Here is a 21,264-nt window from a genome sequence, read left to right as displayed (position 1 = left end):
CTTGCATACTCCTGTCTGGTGAGTGTGACGAGGAGACGGCAGATGGTGACGACCTTACCGCAGGCACTATTTCGACATTTCCTGGGGACTTCCCCTGACTGGTACAAGCTCTCGCTTCTCGCCTGCTTGGTGATCAACCCGCTCGTGTTCTTCTTGCTGGGTGGCTTCGTGGCTGGCTGGCTATTGCTGGCGGAATTCATCTTTACCCTGACCATGGCGCTCAAGTGCTATCCGCTGCAGCCTGGTGGGCTGCTGGCCCTGGAGGCCGTCGGCATGGGCATGACCGATGCGCACCACGTGATGGATGAGGTCTCGGCCAATCTCGATGTATTACTGCTGCTGGTCTTCATGGTCGCGGGTATCACCTTCATGAAGCCGCTGCTGCTGAAGCTATTCACCCGGCTTCTGGTCGGTATTCCATCCAAGCGTGTACTGTCGCTGTGCTTTTGCCTGACGACGGCGGCGTTGTCGGCGTTTCTCGATGCGCTGACCGTCATGGCGGTGGTCATCAGCGTATCCGTTGGTTTCTATGCCATCTATCATCGCGTCGCATCGGCCCGCGGCCAGCACGACAGTCACGATCACGCTGACGATACGCGGCTGTCCGATATCAGCCGCACTGAGCTGCAGGAGTACCGTCGGTTCTTGCGCTCGCTGCTGCTGCACGCCTCCATGGGTACCGCCCTGGGTGGGGTGATGACCATGGTGGGGGAGCCCCAGAACCTGATCATTGCGGACCAGGCGGGCTGGGGCTTCGGCGAGTTCTTCTTGAGACTGGCGCCGGTGACTATCCCGGTGTTGGCGGCTGGCCTGGGTACCTGCCTGTTGGTGGAGAGTCGCCATCTGTGTGGCTATGGTCAGCGACTGCCTGATTCGATTCGGCAGATCCTGATCGCACATGACCGGCAAGACAGGGCCGAGCGAAGTGTGAGTGAACGCGCGCGGCTATGGGTCCAGCTGGGGGTGCTCACCTGGTTGATGGTGGCGCTGGCACAGCATCAGGCGTCGGTGGGCTTGATCGGGCTGGCCGTGCTCGTACTGGCAAGCTCGCTGTTGGGTATTACCGAGGAGCATGCCCTGGGGCATGCCTTTGAAGAGGCGCTGCCGTTCACTGCTCTGCTGGTGGTGTTCTTTACCATTGTCGCGGTGATCGTCGAGCAGTACCTGTTTGCGCCGGTCATCGACATGGTACTCGCCCACACCGGGGGAGAGCAGTTGGGATGGGTCTATCTCAGCAACGGACTGCTGTCGATGGTGTCGGATAACGTGTTCGTTGGCACGGTCTACATCAGCGAGATTCGGGCCGCGTTCCAGCAGGCACTGATCAGCGCTGAACAGTTTGATCTGCTGTCGGTCGCCGTCGCCACAGGCACCAACCTACCCTCGGTGGCCATGCCCAACGGGCAGGCCGCATTCCTCTTCCTGCTCACGTCCACGGTGGCGCCGCTGGTGCGCCTATCGTACCGACGGATGGTGTGGATGGCCGCCCCCTATACCCTGGCGCTTAGTCTCGGCGGATTTTTGTGCGTCCGCTACGGACTTGAGCCCGCCAGTCAGGCCATGCAGACCCTGGGGTGGTTGTAGAAGGCAGTTGCAGGCGGCTCCAGGGGGGACTCAGGACCCTGGAGCGATACCTCTCTATCCTGATGACTGCTGAGTACCCTGCCACGTACAGCACTGATGTCTCGTCATGACGTGTTAAAGCGTGACTCCCTGATGGGTACAGAAAGAGCCAGGACCGGTCGCATCAGGGGGTGATGACATGGGGCAGGTACCTTGACGTATCCTGGGTGATAGCCGTGTCGTCTTCCCGAATGGAGAGCCCAGCAGGCTGGTCATCGATCAGCCAGGAGCCCACCAGAACATGGTTGTCTCCAAAGCGGGGAAGAGGGCAATACTGCTGGTAGATAAAGCCCTCATCGTCATAGGGCCCCTCGGTCTGGTCCAGCACTTGACCGTCGACGTAGATCTGAATGTTGGCTCCTTCTCTGGAAAAGAGAGGTTTGCGGGCAAACCTTCCCAGCGCCTTGGCGTTGCTGTCGCCCTCGAAGTAGGCGGGCAACAGATTAGGATGGCCAGGAAAGAGTTTCCATAACATCGGCAGCAGGGCCTTGTTCGAGAGAATGGCCTTCCAGGGAGGCTCCAGCCACTGGGTCCTGCCCTGGGGAAGATGAGCGCCATAGTCTTCTCGCAACATGAATTCCCAGGGATACAACTTGAACATCCAGCGAATGCATTGACTCTTGCTGTCAGTGAAGTCTCCCTCTTCACCAAGACCGATATCGTCGACGTAGACAAATTGAGTACGGATACCGGCCTCTTCGGCACAATCCTGCAAATACTGAACCGTGCCTCGGTCTTCCTTGCTGTCCCGGCAGCAGCTCACATGAAGCGCCTCCCCAGGGCGCTCGGAAGAGAGTTCCCGGAACCGGTTGACGAGTTTCTCCTGAACGGAGTTGAACTGATCGACCTGGCGAGAGAGGTGTCCATTGATGACCTGGTCTTCGAGCCATAGCCACTGCCAAAAGCCTGTCTCGTATAGGCTGGTGGGGGTGTCGGCGTTGTTCTCATACAGTTTGGCCGGGTTGATGCCGTCGTAGCAGAGATCCAACCTGGAGTAGAGGCTCTTGTCCCGTTGCGTCCATGATGCTCTGATCCAGTCCCTGGCGTATGTGGGAATCCTGAATACATCGAGCCAGCGTTCGCTGTCGATGACTCGGTCAACTGCTTCCAAACACATCTGGTGAAGCTCCTCGGTAGGAGCTTCGATATCAGACTCGATCTGGTCAAGGCTGAACTGGTAGTAGGCTGTCTCGTCCCAGTAGGAAGCACCATCGATGGTGTGAAATTCGAAGCCGAACTCCCGTGCGCGCGCCCGCCAACGTGGGCGCTCCTCTATGCTGACCCGGAACATGCTTGATCTCTTCATTCGTGGTGATGTTCGAGGACGGTGGCGCCAGCAGCGCGAAGCCTTGGCCGACACCTATACCCCATACATAAGCTCTACCAGGGCTAGCTGCCAAAGCTCCAGCTAGAACTAGAGCTTGAGCGTGATTTGGCGACAACGGACGAGCCAAAGCCGCCGCGTGATATAGTGCGCGTCACGGCAGGCTTGGAAGAGAACACCGACTTGGGAGTGCTGAAGCGCCCGCCGCTAGGCCGTCCCAGGTCGCTACCATCGACGGTGGTGTAGCGTCCGTAGAGGGGTGACGTTGTCGAGTGGGAGACCAGCACCGCGGTAGAAGGATGGTAGTAACTGTTGTAGTGGTCATCGTCGTCAGGGTCCTGCAAAAGAAAGCCACCCACCTTGGGCATGTAGTAAGGGGGGGTAGAATCCGATGCTATACACTGATTGACGCCAAATTCGGCAGTGCAGTCGGCCATCTGACGATACCGAGGACCACTGCGACTGACTTCATCCAGTGCGTCCTCATACGCTGACGAGCATTGGGCTGCATGAGCGGGATTGTGCTTGATGCAGCTTGCAACATCCTGATAGAAGGCGGATTCACGAGAACCGCTACAGCCGCTCATGGTGATAGAGATTGCTGCTGCAAGCGTAAGCTTTGGCGGGAGGGTGGCGCCTGTCTTCCTCATGCGCTCAAGATTAATACGTAGTGATCGCTTCATGTCGCTGGTCTCCTAGTAGGTCATGCAGGCTGCATTGACGATGCCGACCGATATGGACACGCCGCAGAGCACGATGCCAGCAGAAACCTCGTTGTCGATGATTCGCTGAACGATCTTGGGCATAAACAGGACGCGAAGAAGCGTAAAGGCGATCACCTGAGCAACGAGCGCAATAATTGCCCAGCAGAGAAAATCCACCAGTGAAATGGAATTGGCTGCAGCACCACCCAGGGCAATGGCAAAGCCAATAATGGCGCCGACAAGGCCAAGAGCGGCAGCCGCGTTTTTATTATCCTTCACGAGCTTCCATTCATCGTGAGGAGTGATGTAGGTATAGGCATACTTGAAGCCGACCAGAAAGATAAGTGATGCGGAAAAGTACAAGGTGAACTGAAGGATTGCCGTCAAACTGTTCATGTTACGTCCTGTTAGTTGATCTGTAAGTGGGCAGCGGTAAGGTCAAAGCCCGTTGCAATGACGAAGCATCGCGATAGCTGTCCATCCACTACCTTTTCCTCGGCTATTTTCAAGAGGTATTCCTGGCGTCCTGCCGTGGCCTCTCGTTCGTACATCATGGCAAACTGGTCTGTGCGGGTGGTGCTGCCGCTCTTGTGATAGGTCTCCTCTGTCATGGCGACGGGGGGACTAATGCCGCTTGTACCTGCCCAGGAGGGGTCAAAACGGTACCCGTCAAGCTCTGCTTCAGTGCGGCTGATGTTATGGTCGAGTAGCTGGTTCCACTCATCGTCGTTAGCAATAGCCATCGTCTGATAGAAATACCAAAGCCTGAGTGCCGCACTATGACTGTTGGTGTTGGCGCTTAGGTCTCCCAGCACTTCGAGAAAACCATCGTCGTCGGTATAGAAGCGGTACAGTGCTGATGATTCGTCCAGTGGCACCTTGCCGGTGGCCTCGACTATCTGAGTGGGCGACATGCCCTCGACGATAAGAGATGGCTCGATCACACGAAAGAAGGTGGCATCAAAGTGGAGGGAGGAACCCATATAGATCCCCATGATTTCATGGGGGTGGGGCTTGGTCGAATCTCCTCTTCTCTTAAAGAGTTTGCTAATCATGCGCGATGCTCCAATCAACGCCGGAAATCCGCTCATCTGCGATGTAATAGATGCGATTGCCCTTCAGCACCTTATTGTCGAAGGAGGGATTGATATGAATATCCCCATCGTCTCCTTCGATGGCAATCAACGTCGCGTCATGGACTTGTTTCAGCCAACGAAAGGCCGTGTGTACCGGTATAGCGATATCTTGATCATAGATGCATGAGTACTGAGTCATACCCTGATCGACATTCAATAGCTCATAAATTAGCCGGCTGGACCCAGGGTCTACCGCTGACTTGGCGAACATCTCCGTGACGACAGAGGGCATGGTCTCTAGGCGAGGGAAGTGGCTTTTCATCAGCTTTCCCATCACCTTGTTGTTACAGTGTGCAATCACATGGGCATCTGGGTTGATGCTGGTGATATAGAGGGCAGCTGCGGAGGTGGCATCATCATCGTGTCCATCGATGATGATACACGCCGCATCCTTTGCGGAGGCTCTCGCCATATCCTCGTGATGACTGAAACTGCTTACCCGGACGAGATGAACGTGATCGGGTAGTGGGTTCTCTATCTCCTCCTTGACGCACAGGACGATATCAGCATGGTCTTCCTGGTGTGGACGCTCTCTAATCAGCAACTTGAGAAGACTTTCTGTTCTCTCCTGATTCCAGCCCATGACCAGGATGTGATTTTCTGTCTTGATAGGACGCAGACCCATGATGCTCCTTCTCCAGTGAGCCACCAGGCCACCGATGATTCGACCCAGAAGTACGCCGAACCCCATAAGGCCAATGGGGATGATGAATAGCGTCACGACCCATCTGCCAGCGGCGGTCTCAGGAGAGTAGTCCCCATACCCCACGGTAGATGCCGTCACCATGAGCCAATAGAAAAAGGTATCGGGCTTGGTCAGCTGTGGTTCCTGGAAGATCCACAGCAGCAGCCAGCTGATGCAGAGATAGGCAACACTGGCAATCAGAAGCCCCTTCCAACGAATTAGCCTGGCGAGGATAAGCATCCATTCTCTTGCTCGTGTGAATAGCGTCATTCCCTGAATCAACGCACTATCCCTTCAGTATTCTCGCCAGTTCGTCCTCTGCTGAACCTCCCCCTTTCTTGATGCCCGCCTCTCGTAGTTTGATTTCAAGATCGTGATCGTTCTCTTCAGCGCCAAGTTCATATGCGGCCTCAATTTCGGCCTGTCGCTGCTTCTGTTTTTCCTGAAGACGGACCAGGGATTCGGTAGCCGTCTTCATGCGATTGTTGCTGCCGAGGCGGTGACTTGACACGGCCTCCTGGGCTTTTTGAACGGAGGCTGTTGCTTTGACAACATCCACCTGTTGCTCAAGACTGCGCAGGTTCTCTTTGGCCTTATAGAGATGTTGTTTTAGCTTCTGCTCCGAGTCGATAAAGAACGTGGCTTGCGCTTCTTCCTGCTCTCGCTGGTCCCTAATGTCGGAGACCCGTCTCGCGCAGTCCAGGGCAAGGCTCTGATTGCCAGAGGCATTGGCCTCCTTGGCATAGCGTTCGTACTCTTCGATTGAGGCAGCGAAGTCTGCTGCTTTCTGCTGTGCAATCTTGCGCTTGGCGACGACGCTGGTCATTGCCTGTTCAGATTTTCTGAGCTCAATTTTTGCATCTCGTATTTCTTGATCAAGAATCCGAATCGCCTGACTGTCGACGACAGTCTCTGTCGCCTCATTGACACCACCACGTAAAGCGGTAAAGAGTTTTTTCCAGTTACTCATGCGGGCTCTCCTAAGCGAATGTGGTCACTATAGGCACTGACGAACTTCGGAATATTACTCATCAATACATCAATTTCATGAATAATATCTTGTGGTGATGATGTTGAAGAGAGCGCGCCGAACGCAATGTAATAATCCACTCCGCCAATATTCTTGATGCCTACAGAAGAGAGGGGCAGTAGCTGATGGGTTCGCAGGATATGATCGTTCAGAGATGCTGAATCAATAACGGCATCGCTTTCGAACAGCAAGCTCTCGATAATGATTTGATGGCCATGATGGGCCAGGTAAACATCGATTTCATCATCATTGGTGATGCGGATGCAGTCGTGCTGTAGATCGAGGTTCCACATAACGTGTTCCGCGATGTCATTTTTGATGCTGGTAATAGACGTCATACACTGCCTGCGTTGGTGAAGGTGACTGAGGTGCATGCTTGGTGCAGTGGCCACTGAGAGTGACGCAGGATCTGGTCGACAAATGTTACGAGTCCCCTTAATCGTCCGGGAGCGATTAAATAACTTTGTCATCAGTATTTTCTGCGCTGTTTTTCACTCTTGGGTGGCTTATGCTTGGCAACTCTATAAATTCATGGCCGGTTACGTCACCCTTTTTGCAGTGGAAATGCGGATCAGTGCGCGTAGCTAGGTAATACGTCAGATATAGGAAAAATATCTGCGGGGCATGTTTCTTCCTCGCAAGCGTTCTTGCTTTCCAGAATAGAAGGCGCGATCTACCGGTAGTGTTCGAAAGGGCGAGAGGTAAAAGGGTCGATGGCCAGATAGGGCGAAGACCGACATGCGTGAAAATGCCCTATGGTGTTTGGCGATAGGGGAGGGCGTTCGAGCAGTACACAACGTAGCGTGTCGCCTGTCAGAGAGTTTATGCAGTTCTTCCCTGGAGGCTGGCTAGTAGAGGAGGCTGGGTAGTAGAGGAGGGGCGAGTGAGCGGGATTTGCAATGAGAACGCCTGTCCTCCCTGGCAGGCGCATGTGTCGCAGGGAGGACAGCGCGTTGAAGCGTGACGTTACGCCAGGCTATATCCCAGCACGATAAAGCCGAGGGTGGTGATGCTGGCGCCGATCAGGGTGTAGGGCAGCTGCGTCAGGGCGTGCTGCATGGGCAGTACTCCGCTGCCCTGGGAGGACAGTACCGACGAGTCGGAGAAGAAGCAGGCATGGCTGCCGAAGCTCGAGGCGGACAGCAGGGCGCCGACCACCAATGGCATCGACACTCCCATATGGGCGGCCATGGGCACCACAATCGGGATCGAGATGACAAAGACGCCCCAGGAGGAGCCGGTAGCAAAGACCACGACGGCCATGGAAGCAAACACTATGGCAGGCAGCAGTGCGGGGGTGATGTAAGGAGCCAGCGTATCGATCATGAACTGGGTCATGCCCAGTTGATCGTTGACTTCCTTGAGCATGAAGCCGACGGCAACAATGGCCAGGGGCAGCATCATGGTACGGAAGCCGTCCATGATCGAATCCATCAAGCTCGAGAAGGTCGACAAGCGCTGCACCAGGAACAGCACGATAGTGAACAGGGTGGCGGCGATGACGCCCTTAAGCAGGTCGATCTCGAAGTAGGCACTGGCGCCGATCAATACCGCCATGGGGGCAATGAAATTGAACAGGCCAAGCCAGGGATTGCCGCGAGGGGTGTCGTCACTGAGCGGTTCGTCGGGGGCGCCATCGGGGATGGGTTGTCCGGCCTTGGCGCGACGCTCAGCCGCCTTCATCGGTCCGAGGTCGGGCATCAACCCGATCGCGACCAGAAAGACCAGGCCCATGGCCACCCAGCCATACAGCATGTACGGGATCGATTGGATATAGAGCCACATGCCAGGCCCGTCGGTCGCGCCATTGGTCTCCAGCAATTCGGCAAAATACACCGCCCAGGTGGAAATCGGCACGAGCACACAGATCGGAGCGGCCGTGGAGTCGACGATGTACGCCAGCTTTTCGCGTGATACCCCGAAGCGGTCGGTAAGTCGCTTCATGGCAGCAGATGTGGCGAGAGCGTTGAGGTAGTCATCGATAAAGATCAGCAGGCCGAGAACGGCGGTACTGATCAACGATTGCCGACGAGTCTTGACCAGGCGGCTCATGAAGTGGCTGAAGCTCAGGGTGCAGCCGGACTTTTCCAGCATGGCGATAAAGCCGCCCATCAGACCGCAGACCAGAATCAGCCAGGCGATGGTCTCGTTCATCATGACATCGAGTGAGATATCGGCCAGGGTCCCGATGTAATCGGCCGGCTCGATCAGGATGAGGCCTGACAGGGAGCCGATGGCCAATGCTTCAAGGGTGCGGTGGGTGGCGATGGCCACGACCAGTACGATCAGCGAAGGGACCAGACTGATCCAGCCAAATGGCGTTCCCGCTTCATGGTAGAGGGTGAGACCAGCCACCAGGGCGACTAATCCTGCGACCAGAAGGAAGACTCGGCCCTTGCCTTTCTGTGCAGGTTTGCCAGGAGCAAAGGGATGCGAGGAGGTGGAAGAGGGCGTGGTCATGCGATCACCTCCTGCAGATGAGGCTGGTGAGTGGCCAGGTTGACGAAAACGTCCTGCAGGCACGACGGGCGCTTGGGGCTTTTAGGAGTTGTGCGTGTCATAAGGGGACCCGTGTTGGTGTGTTGTGTTCGGGTTGACGTCGGGACAGGGCTACGCGACGGCCCCATGGGGCCGCTGCGTAGCAGGAATATCTGTGATGCTGAGAGGGTCAGGCGCCCTTAGACGTGGCGCAGATACCAGTCATACTCAAGGCGACTGACGCTTTGCATGGCGAGCTCGCGCTCCGCTCGACGGTTGGCCACGAAGACCTTGAGAAAGTCGCGGCCCAGGGCCTCGGCAAGGACCGCTGAGTCTTCCAGCAGATCCAGCGCCTGGCTCCAGCTATTGGTCAGCGTGGGCGTGAGCTGGCGGTAGGCGTTGCCGGTGGTGGCCTCAGGGGGCGTGAGGTCTGACGCCAGCCCATGCAGCACAGACGCCAGCAGCGTGGCCAGCAGCAGGTAAGGGTTGGCGTCGGCCCCCGCGACACGATGCTCGACTCGGCGCGCAGCGTTGGCACCGGAAGGGATGCGCAGGGCCACCGAGCGGTTATCGTATCCCCAGCAGGGGGTCATGGGCACGTAGAGCCCTGGTTGAAAGCGGCGGAACGAGTTGAGGTTCGGCGCGAACAGCGCCATCGACGCGGGCATCAGCTCCATCAGGCCAGCGATGGCGTTGCCCAGCAGGCGGCTGCCATGGGGATTTTCGTCGGGGTCTGCGAACACATTGTCGCCATTCTGGTCGACCAGGCTCATGTGCACGTGCATGCCATTGCCCGCTTCCCCGCCGTAAGGCTTGGCCATGAAGGTGGCTTCAAAACCGTGGCGCAGCGCGACCCCTTTGATCAGGCGCTTGAGCAGCACGGCGCTGTCACATGCCTTGAGCACATCATCGCCGTGAATCAGGTTGATCTCGAACTGCCCCGGGGCGCACTCTTTCAGTGCCGTATCGAGGGGCAGCTGCTGTGTCTTGGCCGCGGCGTGAACTTCCTCGAGAAAGTCGGCGTACTCATCGAGTTCACTGATGGAGTAGAGCTGGCTTTCCTTGGCTCGTTCGCCGCTGGCGGGGGACTTGCAGGGCTGCGCCATGCCGAGTTCATCGCGGGCACGATCGACCAGATAGAATTCCAGCTCCAGTGCCACGACCGCCTTGAAACCGCGATCCGACAGGCGCTGAACTTGGGCCGCCAGGACATTGCGTGGGTCGGCAAAGAAAGGACCATCGTCGTCGTCGCGCATGCTCATGAGCAGCTGGGCATGACGGCCGTCTCGCTGCCAGGGGGCCACCATCAGGCTGCCAGGAACGGGACGACAGATCTGGTCACGATCCCCGATGTCGAGCCCTAGCCCTGTCTCTTCCACGGTGTTTCCGGTGATATCGAGGGCGAACACAGAGCCCGGTAGCGCAATGCCGCTGACAAAGGCCTTTTCCAGGTTGTCCGTCGGAATTCGCTTGCCGCGCAGGACGCCATTGAGGTCACTGATCAGCAGGTCCACGCTGTCGATCTCGGGATGGCGCTGGAGAAAGTCGCGGGCTTCATCGACGCCGGGGGTGCTCATGCGGTCACCTTTGTTGGTTCGTTGTGATCGGCATAGTGTTTCGCTGGGCAAGCGGTGGTGTCAAATTATTTACGCGTGGCCGTTACTGCATCGCACAGAAGGAATCCCGTCTGTTTGCGTATTTTTGTATCATAAACATGAATTTATAGATTGTTGTCTGTGGTTTTCTTCAGCCAGGGTTGGCAAGAAAATGCGACCAATGTATGTTGAGCAAACCATAACAAGTGAACGTTCAAGAGGGAGAGCATGAATATCCGTCCCCTGGTAGGAGTCATCGCGTGTCGCCGTGACGTCGAAGGTCATCCGGCGCACATGGTCACGGACAAGTACGTGAGAACGCTGCGTGACTACGGTCTCGAGCCGGTCGTGCTTCCCGTCTGGGAAGAGCAACGCGACGAGGACGTGAGTGCCTTGCTGGCACGCCTTGATGGTCTTGTGCTCACCGGCAGCTACACCAATGTGTTGCCCGAGCGTTACGGGGCGCAACGGGCCCCGGAAAACACTCGCGATGACGTGGCACGGGATGCTGCTGCCATGAGCTGGATTCCCCTGGCGCTGGAGCGCTCACTGCCGCTGCTGGGGATCTGCCGGGGCTTTCAGGAAATCAATGTGGCCTTCGGTGGCAGCCTGCATCAGGCCGTACAGCGTGTCCCGGGGATGCTGGATCACCGGGAGCCCGAGGGACACAAGCAGCAGCAGTATGCTCCCGTGCACGACGTGACGATCGAACCGGGAGGCCAGTTGGCGGCGCTGTTCGACGAACCGGTAGCCAAGGTCAATTCACTGCATCAACAGGGCGTCGACCGCCTGGGTGAAGGCTTGCGTGTGGAAGCCCTGGCCCCTGATGGCCTGGTGGAGGCAGTTTCTGTAGCGCAGGCACCGGGCTTTACCCTGGCTGTCCAGTGGCACCCTGAGTGGGAGTCTGCTTCCCATCCGCTTTACGACGCCATCTTCCGAGGGTTTGCCAAGGCTTGCGCAAGTCGTCGGTAATATCGTCGTTAGATGGAGGTTATTGACTCGTTTTGATGTAAGACATGGATTACATCAGAGGCGGTGACGCTGAGCTGACGCGGGTTTTCGCCAGGACAACGGTGAGTGCTGGGGGCGGCGGCGTCGATGTTGATGCCTCGACAGGCATAGAAACTACATTAAGCTGACATCGTGGTCATGCTCCCGGGGAAGTGGCCCTTCCCCATTGCAGTTCCAGGGCTGCCCGGGAGAATTCTTTTGAGAGTTCGCAAGGAGAGAGCGATGGTGCTTAAGCGTGTGTCTGCGATGGGTATGCTGGCGGGCTCAATGCTGCTGTTCGGGGCAGGTCTGGCCGTGGCTGAATCGTCGTCAATGTCCGGGGAGCAGTCTACGGCAGAAGAGGAGTTGCGCCAGGCGTTGGAGGAAAGCCACGCGGAATCTCAGCCGGGAGAAGGCATGATGGAGCAAGATAATGCCACCATGCTGGAAGGCAGCGCTGCTGCCACCGAAAAGCGGCAGGAGATGCTCGAGCACGCTGATCCTGGTAGCACTGAAGGCGCCATGGACGGCTACAACAGTGACATGCTCGAGGGTAGTGAGGCAGCCAACGAAAAACGTCAGGCGATGATGAACGAAGAAGGCTAAGCCATATCGGCTCGGCGGTTTCGCCGGTCTTTTATCGCCATGTCTTTTCGCAGGTAGACCATCAGCGGCACCGTCTCAGGACGGTGCCGCTGTCGTTGGTGGATAGCGTTCGTAGCGAGTCGAGTGCAGCCAGGCAGCCGCCTGGCAGGCACGGTCAGCCGTGGGAGAGCGTCGGTGTGCTTGAGGGAACCGTCGCGCGTTGGCCCAGCAGGTAGAGGCAGGCGGTCAGCGTAAGCGCGCCTGCCCCGAGCCCCAGCCACCAGGGGAGTCCCAGCCCGGTCATGCCGGCACCGAAAATCAGTGCCACCAGCCCTACCAGCAGCGCGTAGGGCAGCTGTGTGGTGACGTGTTCGATCAACTCACAGCCGCTGGCCATCGCCGCCAGCAGGGTGGTTTCGGCCAGTGGAGAGCAGTGGTCGCCCCACACTGCTCCGGCCAGCACGCCCGCCACGGACGCGTAGAGCAGTGGCATGCCTTCCGCACTACCGGCCATGTCGTGGTGGTCAAGAACCGCCCAGGCCAGCGGCACCACCAGAGGCATCATGATGCCCATGACACCCCATGACGAGCCGGTAGCAAAGGCGGTGAAACCGGCAAGACAGAAGATCACCGCCGGCAGCCACTGTGGCGACAGGCTCTCGCCCAGGACGGACACCAGGTAGTCACTGGTATGCAGCGCGTCATTCACCCCTGCCAAGGCCCAGGCCATCATCAGGATGGTGATCGGCAGCAGCATCGACTTCACGCCCTCGAACCAGTAATGAAGCGTCTCCGTCATGCGCATCAGCCCCTGGGCCAGGGTCAGCACGACGGCGCATAGGCAGGCCGCAAGGGAACCCCACATCATGGCGCTGAACGAGTCGCCTTCCCCGAAGACGTCGCGCAGCAGATGTGGTCCCTCGCCGAGCGACGCCAGTCCGGTGGTGTAAATCCCGCCGAGGGTGACCCCGACCAGGACCAGCATGGGCACAACGGCGTTCAGTGCGCGATGGGGGATACCTTCCTTGGTGGCGATGTCGGCCTCCTCGACGATCGCCTCTCGGCTGCTGAGGCCTTGCCGCTCCCCTGGGGATGCCAGGGCGCGTCTCTCGGCTTTCAGCATCGGGCCAAAGTCGCGGCCGGTCCAGGCCACCAGAAAAACGAAGACCAGCGCGAGAATGGGGTAGGCGTTGTAAGGAATGGCGTTGACGAATACCGAGTAGGCCGAGGCATCCCAGTCATCGATCCCCGCCATCGCCTCGCTGATCAGGCCCACCTGAAACCCGATCCAGGTCGTGACCAGCATGATGGCGGACACCGGCGCCGCAGTGCTGTCGACAAGGTAGGCCAGCTTGGCGCGAGAGACGCATAGCCGATCGGTGATATGTCGCATGGTGTTGCCGACGATCAGAGCATTGGCGTAGTCGTCGAAAAAGATGGCGAGCCCCAGCAGTGCGGAGGAGCTTTGGGCTTGGCGACGTCCGCGCACCACCCGGGAAATGCGCTCGGCAATGCCGCGGGTCCCGCCGTTGCGGGAGATGATCCCCACCATGCCGCCAATCAACAGGCAGAACAGTACGATGGACATGTGATCGCTGTCGCTGGCGGCGTTCAACACGTGCACATTCACCGAGTCACCGAAGGCGTTGAGCAGCGCGGTTGGATGCATGCCATGCAACACCCAGCCGCCCAGCAGCAGGCCAGTGAACAGCGCCACGATGACCTGGCGAAAGGCCAGCGCCAGCGTAATGGCGCTGAGTGCTGGCAGCAGCGATAGCCATGCAGGAATCGGGTCAAGCACAGAAGTGGCCAGGCTGACGTTGTCTGCGTCCACGAGCGAGACGGTGTATGTCTCCTGGCCGAGCACCAGCTCCAGGCTGGCCTGGCCGGCGTCGTCGGCAATCAACTGACGCTCAGGGAGCAGTCTCTCGCTGCCGGAAGGGAGAGTGTGGCGTGTCTCGATACGATAGGAGGCACCCGGTTCCAGACCACTGGCCTCGATGTGAGTCGGGACCTCTGCAAGGATGAGTTCGGCAGTGGAAAGGTCAGGCTGTGCGTGTGCGGGTGACGACAGGATGGCGGCAAAGGCCAGGCAGATGGCCCAGCAGCAGGCGCGCCCAAAGCACTGGCGCAACAACGGGGTAAGGTGATGCATAGGGACTCCCGGCAAGTGATTGGAATGGTTGTTGGTCTGGGGAGAGCTGTGTCAATGAAAATTGGTCTATGTTGATTGGGTCGTCAAACAAAAAAATTAAGATTTACATCTAATGTCGACATTTTCTTACGGTCATGAACCATATAACAAAGGGTTAGCTGCGTGTTGGGCGAAAGGATGATCGATCTCTTGGCAAGAAAGCGTATGGTGGTTATGTTGAATAAAACATAACGTTTATCCTCTGCCGTTTTGGGAGAATCGGCCATGACCCTGAAGGACAGCACCACCCTCAAGCAGCTGGACAGTGCTCACCACCTGCATCCCTTTACCGATTTCAAGGCGCTTGGGGAGGAGGGCAGTCGCATCATCGTCGATGCCCAAGGCGTGTACATACGTGACGCCGACGGCAACCGAATACTGGATGCCATGGCGGGGCTGTGGTGCGTCAACCTGGGGTACGGTCGCAAGGAGCTGGTCGACGCCGCCACCCAGCAGCTGACTCAGCTGCCGTACTACAACAACTTCTTCAAGACCTCGCACCCACCGGCGGTGGAGCTGGCCGCGACCCTCTGCCGTCTCGCCCCGCCGCACATGAACCGGGTGTTCTTCACCGGTTCAGGCTCCGAAGCCAATGACACCGTCGTGCGTATGGTGCGGCGCTACTGGGCATTGAAGGGGCGTCCGCAAAAGCACTGGATCATTGGTCGCGAGAACGGCTATCACGGTTCCACGGTGGCGGGGATGAGCCTTGGGGGCATGGCACCCATGCATGAGCAGGGTGGGCCCTGCGTACCGGGGATTACCCATGTTCGTCAGCCCTACTGGTATGGCGAGGGCCTGCCCGATGCCAGCTGTGAGGACCCCGACAGCTTCGGTCGTCGCTGCGCCGAGGCGCTTGAGGCGCGCATTCAGGAGCTGGGCGCCGATCAGGTGGCGGCATTTATCGCCGAGCCGGTACAGGGTGCCGGTGGCGCCATCATCCCGCCAGACAGCTACTGGCCGGCCATCAAGGAGGTGCTGGATCGGTACGATATCCTGCTGGTGGTGGATGAGGTGATCTGTGGGTTTGGTCGCCTGGGAGAGTGGTTCGGCAGTGTTCACTACGATCTGACCCCCGACCTGATGCCGATCGCCAAGGGGCTGTCGTCAGGTTATCTGCCTATTGGCGGCGTGCTGGTCGGTGACCGTGTCGCCGAGACCCTGATCGAGGAGGGGGGCGAGTTCTATCACGGCTTCACCTACTCAGGGCATCCCGCCTGCGCCGCTGTGGCGCTGAAAAACCTGGAGCTGATGCAGGCCGAGGGGATCGTCGACAAGGTCCGCAACGAGCTGGGGCCGTACCTGGCGTCACGCTGGAAGGCGCTGGAGGCCCATCCATTGATCGGCGAGGCACGCTCGCTGGGGTTGATCGGTGCCCTGGAAATTGTCGCTGACAAGGCCAGCGGGCAGCGCTTTGACAAGGCCCTGGCCGTGGGCAATCTGTGTCGTGACATCTGCTTTGAAACGGGGCTGGTGATGCGCTCGGTGGGTGACACCATGGTCATCTCACCCCCCTTGGTGATCAGCCGTGACGAGATCGATGAGCTGGTGCGTCTCGCCGAGCGTGCGCTGGACGAGACCTTGCGGCGGCTCGAAGCGCAGGGTGTCAGTATTGCGTCCTGCGAGCAGGTGGAGTCATGACGCGCCTCCAGCCTGTGATGAGCGTGTAACGCCCAGTGAAAGCGCCTTGCCCTGGATAAGGGGCAGGGGAAGAGGTCACGCCTGGCGTGGCCTCTTGTCGTATCAAGGGAGGGGTGGGCGAGAGGAGGCGATGGCTGCTAGAACGTGCGGGCAGGGGTGGCGCAGCTGACCAGTCGGCAGGCCTCTTTGCCGGGATTGCGGAAGCGATGAGGCACATTGGTGTCGAAGTAATAGGCTTCGCCGGCAGCGAGCATACGGGTTTCAGCGCCAATGGTGATTTCGATGGCGCCCTCGAGGATGACGCCTGCTTCCTCTCCCTGATGGGTAATCATCTCGCGCCCTGTATCGCTGCCTGGGGGGTAGGTCTCGATCATGAACGACAGGGCCCGGCTATCACGGTTGGCGCCGACCAGCTTGAAGATGACGTCTCCACTGCCCACGTCCGTCAGCTCATCGGCGCTGTAGAAGACCTGATTCTTACTCTCCAGGTCCATGGTGAAGAAGTCGCCGACGCTCATTGGAATGGCGTCCAGGATCTTCTTCAAGGAGCTGACGGAGGGGCTGACCTTGCCTTGTTCGATCAACGACAGGCTGGAATGGGTGACGCCGCAGCGCTTGGCCAATTCCCGTTGAGAGATGCCGCGCAGGGTTCTCAAGGCCCGTAGTCGGGCTCCGACATCGTCAGACATGGTGACTTCCTAGGCCGCTAGTGGACGAGAGGCCCCGGGACAGCCCTCGCTGTCCCGGGGAGGCGTGCGTCAGTTTCAGCACAGAGCGTCGAGTTTTTCCTTGAGCAAGCCGTTAACCTGCTGAGGGTTGGCGGTGCCGCGAGACGCTTTCATCACCTGGCCGACAAAGTAGCCGATCATCTTGCCGCGCTTATCAGGCTCCGCATCCCGGTACTGGGCGACCTGGGCGGGGCTTTCGCTGATGACCTGATCCACCATGGCCTCAATCGCCCCGGTGTCGGTGACCTGCTTGAGTCCCTTGGTCTCGATGATCTGGTCGGCGCTGTCACCTTCCCCATTCCACAGGGCCTGGAAGACCTGCTTGGCCGCCTTGCCGTTGATGGTTGAATCGATGACGCGCTTGATCAGGCCGCCAAGCTGTTCGGCGCTGACGGGGCTGTCGGAAATGTCGAGCCCGTCGCGGTTGAGCGCCCCGGATAGTTCTCCTTGCACCCAGTTGGCCGCCTGCTTGGCGTCGCCGCAGAGGTCCTTGACCTGCTCGAAGTATTCCGCCATTTCACGGCTGGCCGACAGCACTCCGGCGTCGTAGGCGGACAGGCCCAGTTGGTCCTGGAAGCGCGCGCGCTTCTCCGCAGGCAGCTCGGGCAGGCTCTCGCGCAGGTGGTCGACGTAGGCGCAGTCGAGCACCACGGGCAGCAGGTCGGGGCAGGGGAAGTAGCGGTAGTCGTTGGCTTCTTCCTTGGTCCGCATGCTGCGTGTCTCGTCGGCCTCCGGGTCATACAGGCGGGTTTCCTGCACCACCTTGCCGCCGTCCTCGATCAGCTCGACCTGGCGCTCGACTTCATAGGCAATGGCGCGCTCGACGAAGCGGAACGAGTTGACGTTCTTGATCTCGGCACGGGTGCCGAACGCTTCCTGACCCTTCGGACGTACAGAGACGTTGACGTCGCAGCGCATGGAGCCTTCGGCCATGTTGCCGTCGGAGATTCCCAGGTACGTCACGATGGAATGGATGGCCTTGAGATAGGCCGCAGCCTCCTTGGCCGAGCGCATGTCCGGCTCGGAGACGATTTCCAGAAGGGGCGTGCCCGCGCGGTTCAGGTCGATCCCGGTCATGCCGTGAAAGTCTTCGTGCAGCGACTTGCCGGCATCCTCTTCCAGATGAGCATGGTGAACCCGAATGATCTTGCTGGTGCCGTCGTCCAGCAGGATCTCCACTTCACCAGCGCCGACGATGGGGTGGTACATCTGGCTGGTCTGGTAGCCCTTGGGCAGGTCGGCGTAGAAGTAGTTCTTGCGGTCAAACACCGACACTTCGGGAATGTCGGCATGAATGCCCAGGCCGAACTTGAGCGCCATGGCCACGGCTTGCTCGTTCAATACGGGAAGCACGCCGGGCAGCCCCAGGTCGACAGCGTTGGCCTGGGTGTTGGGCTCGGCACCGAAGGCGGTGGACGAGCCGGAGAAGATCTTGGAGCGGGTCGCGAGCTGTACGTGCACCTCGAGACCGATCACGGTTTCCCATTCCATCAGCGGTTCTCCTCGGTCATGGCGGGACGCTTGGTATGCCAGTCGGTGGCCTGTTGGAACTGGTGTGCCACATTGAGCAGGCGGGTCTCGGCAAAGTGCGTGCCGAGAATCTGCAGGCCAACCGGACGCTGGCCGGAGAAGCCTGCCGGAACGCTGATGCCGGGAATGCCGGCCAGGTTCACCGCGATGGTGTAGATATCCTGCAGGTACATGGACACCGGGTCTTTCTGGGCACCCAGGTCAAAGGCGGGTGTCGGCGCGGCCGGCCCCATCAGCACGTCGACCTCTTCGAAGGCGTCGAGGAAGTCCTGACGGATCAGTCGGCGCACTTGCTGCGCCTTCTTGTAATAGGCGTCGAAGAAGCCCTCCGACAGGGTGTGGGTGCCGATAAGGATGCGACGCTTGACCTCTTCGCCAAAGCCTTCTGCACGAGAGCGCTTGTACAGATCGATCAGGTCGAGCGGATTGTCGCAACGGTGGCCAAAGCGCACGCCGTCGTAGCGTGACAGGTTGGACGAGGCCTCTGCCGGCGCGATCACGTAGTAGGCCGGAATGGCGTACTGAGTGTGCGGAAGGCTGACCTCGCGCACGCTGGCTCCCAGCGACTCATAGACCTTGATGGCCTCGTCGATGGCCTGACGAACACCACTGTCCAGGCCGTCACCAAAGTACTCGCGGGGCAGGCCGATCTTGAGGCCGGACAGCGGTGCTGTCAGTTCCTCGGTGTAGTCGGGGACGCCGCGAGCCACGCTGGTGGAGTCGCGCACGTCATGGCCGGCGATGGCGTTCAACAGATGGGCGCAGTCCTCGGCACTGCGGGCCATGGGGCCGCCCTGATCCAGGCTGGATGCGTAGGCAATCATGCCGTAGCGCGATACACGGCCGTAGGTGGGCTTCAGGCCGGTGATGCCGCAAAAGGCCGCCGGCTGGCGAATCGATCCGCCGGTGTCGGTGCCCAGCGCTGCAGGCACAAAGCCGGCGGCGATGGCAGCGGCGCTGCCGCCGGATGAGCCGCCGGGGACAGCGTTCAGATCCCAGGGGTTCTTGACCGCCCCGTAGAAGCTCGACTCGTTGGAGGAGCCCATGGCGAACTCGTCCATATTGGTCTTGCCAAGGCTCACGCTGCCCGCGGCCTTGAGCTTCTCGACCACGCTGGCGTCATAGGGCGCGACGAAGTTGTCGAGCATTCTGGAGCCGCAGCTGGTGCGCACGTCCTTGGTACAGAAAATATCCTTCAGCGCCAGCGGTACGCCGGTCAGCGGTCCTGCCTGGCCGTTGGCCCGCGCCTGATCCGCGGCGTCGGCGGCGCTCAGCGCCTGGTCGGCGGTCACGGTGATAAAGCTGTTGATCGTCTTGTCGTGGCGATCAATACGTCCGAGCAGATCCTGGGTCAGCTCGCGGCTGGAGATGGTGCCGGCAGCAAGTGCCTGGCTGATCTCTGTCAGCGTCTTGTCATGCATGGGCCTGGCTCCCTGTGTGCGTGAATCCAGTGTCGAGAAAAAAGGGGCGAGGCGTCATTCGACGACGCGCGGCACCAGATAGAGGCCGTTTTCGACCTGAGGTGCGCAGCGTTGAAAGTCGTCGCGTTGGTCAGTTTCGGTGACCTCGTCGGCGCGCAGGCGCTGGGTGGCATCGAGGGGATGGGCCAAGGGGGCGACGCCCTCGGTATCGACTGCCTGGAGCTGGTCAACCATCTCCAGGATCCGGCCGAGATCATCGTGGTAGTGGGCAGCGTCATTCTCTGAAAGGTCGATCCGGGCCAGGTGAGCGGCACGGAGTACCTCGGCGTGTTCAAGCGCCATGATCAATTCCTCGACGGAAGGGTCCATGAAATGACCGCAGAAGGTACCACATTCCGGGGCGCTCGGGCAGGTCTGCCCGGTCAAGTGAGACGCGCAACACGCTTGCCGCTAGGGGGGGTCAGTGATACCGTTTGCGTCCGCACAGGGTTTCCGGTCTGCACTAGGTATCTTTTCCATGTTCAAACGTTTACGAGGTGTGTTTTCCAGCGATCTGTCGATCGATCTGGGGACGGCCAATACGCTCATCTACGTGCGTCATCGCGGGATCGTCCTGGATGAACCCTCCGTGGTTGCGATCCGACAGTCTGGCAACATGCGCAGCGTGGCGGCGGTGGGTGCCGATGCCAAGCGCATGCTGGGCCGCACCCCGGGAAACATCACTGCCATTCGTCCGATGAAGGACGGCGTCATCGCCGACTTCACCGTGACCGAGCAGATGCTCCAGTATTTCATCCGTAAGGTGCATCAGAGCACCTTCCTGACGCCTAGCCCCCGGGTCCTGGTGTGCGTTCCCTGCATGTCTACCCAGGTCGAGCGCCGTGCCATCAAGGAATCCGCCGAGGGGGCTGGTGCCCGTGAAGTCTTCCTGATCGAGGAGCCGATGGCGGCTGCTATCGGTGCCGGGTTGCCGGTGGAGGAAGCCCAGGGTTCGATGGTCGTCGATATCGGTGGTGGTACCACAGAGATCGCCATCATCTCGCTCAACGGCGTGGTCTACTCCGAGTCGATTCGTATCGGCGGCGATCGCTTCGACGAGGCGATCAGCTCCTACGTGCGTCGCCACTATGGCAGCTTGATCGGTGAGGCGACCGCCGAGCGCATCAAGGAAGAGATTGGCTGTGCCTATCCGGGTGGCGAGCTGCGCGAAATCGACGTGCGTGGCCGTAACCTGGCAGAAGGCATTCCGCGCAGCTTCACGCTGAATTCTCACGAGATTCTGGATGCGCTGCAGGAGCCGCTCGGCTCGATCGTATCAGCGGTCAAGAGCGCCCTTGAGCAGTCTCCCCCCGAACTGGCCTCTGACATCGCCGAGCGTGGCCTGGTGTTGACCGGTGGTGGTGCACTGCTGCGCGATCTCGACAAGTTGATCGCCGAAGAGACCGGCCTGCCTGTGGTGGTCGCGGACGATCCGCTGACCTGCGTCGCCCGTGGCGGCGGCAAGGCCCTGGAAATGATTGATCAGCATACCTTCGAGCTGCTCTCCAGCGACTGACAAGGTGTGGCCCAGGATCTCCAGGGAGTCGGCCTATCAAACCGC

Annotated in this window: 19 protein-coding genes; 5 read left to right on the top strand and 14 right to left on the bottom strand. The window is 59.4% G+C overall.

Annotated features, from left to right (window positions below):
• The first annotated feature begins 42 nt into the window (after window positions 1-42).
• Complete coding sequence (gene nhaB / locus KUV72_RS12815) at window positions 43-1,584, top strand: sodium/proton antiporter NhaB (protein ID WP_222238673.1); 1,542 nt, start codon at window positions 43-45, stop codon at window positions 1,582-1,584.
• A gap of 163 nt (window positions 1,585-1,747) precedes the next feature.
• Here the strand turns inward: nhaB and KUV72_RS12810 are convergent, their stop codons facing one another.
• The 9 genes from KUV72_RS12810 to KUV72_RS12770 form a co-directional block, all read right to left on the bottom strand.
• A complete protein-coding gene (locus tag KUV72_RS12810; protein ID WP_222238672.1) occupies window positions 1,748-2,914 on the bottom strand; it encodes a glutathionylspermidine synthase family protein in 1,167 nt (388 codons plus the stop codon).
• Between the two features lie 98 nt (window positions 2,915-3,012).
• On the bottom strand, window positions 3,013-3,534 hold the full coding sequence (locus KUV72_RS12805) for a DUF1190 domain-containing protein (protein WP_222238671.1): 522 nt from the start codon (window positions 3,532-3,534) through the stop codon (window positions 3,013-3,015).
• 108 nt (window positions 3,535-3,642) lie between these two features.
• Window positions 3,643-4,047 carry a DUF350 domain-containing protein gene (locus KUV72_RS12800; protein WP_222238670.1) on the bottom strand — a complete coding sequence of 135 codons (405 nt, stop codon included), beginning with the start codon at window positions 4,045-4,047 and terminating at the stop codon, window positions 3,643-3,645.
• Between the two features lie 11 nt (window positions 4,048-4,058).
• A complete protein-coding gene (locus KUV72_RS12795) occupies window positions 4,059-4,706 on the bottom strand; it encodes a YjfK family protein (protein ID WP_222238669.1) in 648 nt (215 codons plus the stop codon).
• Window positions 4,699-5,712 (bottom strand): potassium channel protein, encoded by a 1,014-nt coding sequence (locus KUV72_RS12790; protein WP_222238668.1) that lies wholly within the window; start codon window positions 5,710-5,712, stop codon window positions 4,699-4,701. Before KUV72_RS12790 ends, KUV72_RS12795 begins: the two co-directional genes overlap by 8 nt.
• Window positions 5,713-5,758: 46 nt before the next feature.
• Window positions 5,759-6,442, bottom strand: a complete 684-nt coding sequence (locus KUV72_RS12785) for a PspA/IM30 family protein (RefSeq protein ID WP_222238667.1) — start codon at window positions 6,440-6,442, stop codon at window positions 5,759-5,761.
• The gene (locus KUV72_RS12780; protein WP_222238666.1) at window positions 6,439-6,840 is read right to left on the bottom strand and encodes a DUF2170 family protein; all 402 of its coding nucleotides are present in this window, start codon (window positions 6,838-6,840) and stop codon (window positions 6,439-6,441) included. The genes KUV72_RS12785 and KUV72_RS12780 overlap by 4 nt, the downstream gene beginning before the upstream one ends.
• Window positions 6,841-7,468: 628 nt before the next feature.
• Window positions 7,469-8,962, bottom strand: a complete 1,494-nt coding sequence (locus tag KUV72_RS12775; RefSeq protein WP_222238665.1) for a Na+/H+ antiporter NhaC family protein — start codon at window positions 8,960-8,962, stop codon at window positions 7,469-7,471.
• A gap of 218 nt (window positions 8,963-9,180) precedes the next feature.
• Entirely contained in the window at window positions 9,181-10,557 is a 1,377-nt protein-coding gene (locus KUV72_RS12770) for a glutamine synthetase family protein (protein ID WP_222238664.1), read from the bottom strand.
• A 246-nt stretch (window positions 10,558-10,803) separates the two neighbouring features.
• Between KUV72_RS12770 and KUV72_RS12765 the strand changes: the two genes are divergently transcribed.
• The gene (locus KUV72_RS12765) at window positions 10,804-11,547 is read left to right on the top strand and encodes a gamma-glutamyl-gamma-aminobutyrate hydrolase family protein (protein ID WP_222163524.1); all 744 of its coding nucleotides are present in this window, start codon (window positions 10,804-10,806) and stop codon (window positions 11,545-11,547) included.
• Between the two features lie 261 nt (window positions 11,548-11,808).
• A complete protein-coding gene (locus tag KUV72_RS12760; protein ID WP_206943369.1) occupies window positions 11,809-12,171 on the top strand; it encodes a hypothetical protein in 363 nt (120 codons plus the stop codon).
• 154 nt (window positions 12,172-12,325) lie between these two features.
• On the opposite strand, the gene KUV72_RS12755 is transcribed toward KUV72_RS12760, so the two are convergent.
• Window positions 12,326-14,305 (bottom strand): Na+/H+ antiporter NhaC family protein, encoded by a 1,980-nt coding sequence (locus KUV72_RS12755; RefSeq protein WP_222238663.1) that lies wholly within the window; start codon window positions 14,303-14,305, stop codon window positions 12,326-12,328.
• A 264-nt stretch (window positions 14,306-14,569) separates the two neighbouring features.
• Here KUV72_RS12755 and KUV72_RS12750 point away from each other — a divergent pair, with 264 nt between their 5' ends.
• Window positions 14,570-15,985, top strand: a complete 1,416-nt coding sequence (locus tag KUV72_RS12750) for an aspartate aminotransferase family protein (protein WP_222238662.1) — start codon at window positions 14,570-14,572, stop codon at window positions 15,983-15,985.
• Between the two features lie 137 nt (window positions 15,986-16,122).
• Here KUV72_RS12750 and KUV72_RS12745 read toward each other — a convergent pair whose 3' ends face one another.
• From KUV72_RS12745 to gatC, 4 genes are all read right to left on the bottom strand, one after another.
• On the bottom strand, window positions 16,123-16,674 hold the full coding sequence (locus tag KUV72_RS12745; RefSeq protein WP_206943364.1) for a cupin domain-containing protein: 552 nt from the start codon (window positions 16,672-16,674) through the stop codon (window positions 16,123-16,125).
• A gap of 75 nt (window positions 16,675-16,749) precedes the next feature.
• Window positions 16,750-18,204, bottom strand: a complete 1,455-nt coding sequence (gene gatB, locus KUV72_RS12740; protein ID WP_222238661.1) for an Asp-tRNA(Asn)/Glu-tRNA(Gln) amidotransferase subunit GatB — start codon at window positions 18,202-18,204, stop codon at window positions 16,750-16,752.
• On the bottom strand, window positions 18,204-19,664 hold the full coding sequence (gene gatA, locus KUV72_RS12735; protein WP_206943360.1) for an Asp-tRNA(Asn)/Glu-tRNA(Gln) amidotransferase subunit GatA: 1,461 nt from the start codon (window positions 19,662-19,664) through the stop codon (window positions 18,204-18,206). Before gatA ends, gatB begins: the two co-directional genes overlap by 1 nt.
• A gap of 54 nt (window positions 19,665-19,718) precedes the next feature.
• Complete coding sequence (gatC, locus tag KUV72_RS12730; protein WP_206943358.1) at window positions 19,719-20,006, bottom strand: Asp-tRNA(Asn)/Glu-tRNA(Gln) amidotransferase subunit GatC; 288 nt, start codon at window positions 20,004-20,006, stop codon at window positions 19,719-19,721.
• 175 nt (window positions 20,007-20,181) lie between these two features.
• Between gatC and KUV72_RS12725 the strand changes: the two genes are divergently transcribed.
• A complete protein-coding gene (locus KUV72_RS12725) occupies window positions 20,182-21,219 on the top strand; it encodes a rod shape-determining protein (RefSeq protein ID WP_206943356.1) in 1,038 nt (345 codons plus the stop codon).
• Window positions 21,220-21,264 lie beyond the last annotated feature (45 nt).

The organism is Halomonas sp. DP4Y7-1, assembly GCF_019800705.1.
Taxonomy (GTDB): domain Bacteria; phylum Pseudomonadota; class Gammaproteobacteria; order Pseudomonadales; family Halomonadaceae; genus Halomonas; species Halomonas litopenaei_A.
The sequence above is the reverse complement of the archived record's forward strand: the minus strand, read 5'-3'. Positions and strand labels throughout refer to the sequence as shown.